This is a genomic window from Treponema sp. R6D11, assembly GCF_054786075.1.
The window spans coordinates 1-288 of record NZ_BDHD01001064.1 but is presented as its reverse complement, the minus strand read 5'-3'; the positions used below and the strand labels follow the sequence as shown (position 1 = coordinate 288).

At 38.9% G+C, this 288-nt stretch carries 1 protein-coding gene; it reads right to left on the bottom strand.

Annotation, left to right across the window (positions count from 1 at the left end):
- Positions 1-288 (bottom strand): hypothetical protein (locus ACYVTD_RS17500; protein WP_461248901.1); only part of this gene is annotated, 288 nt, incomplete at both ends.

The following is a 288-nucleotide window of genomic DNA, read 5'->3' as shown; positions in this document are numbered from 1 at the left end:
GATACAGCGTGACAGGATAAGGTTTGTCTCTGACTCTGTTTCTGTCTCCTTTGAATATTTTTTCATGTCGAAAAAATATTCACGGAAAACAAAATACTGTTTTCTAAGTTCCTCAAAAGTTTCCGATGCCCTTAAAGCCTGTAAACGTCGTTTAAGCTCGTTGTAGAATTTTTTTGTTTCAGGAGCGATTCCGCCGAAGGGGTTCTTAAAAGCGTCTTCCCAGACATTGAGCATTTGTTTCTTGTCGCCTGTTATTTCTTCCCACGAGCAGATACAGTTATTGTTTAT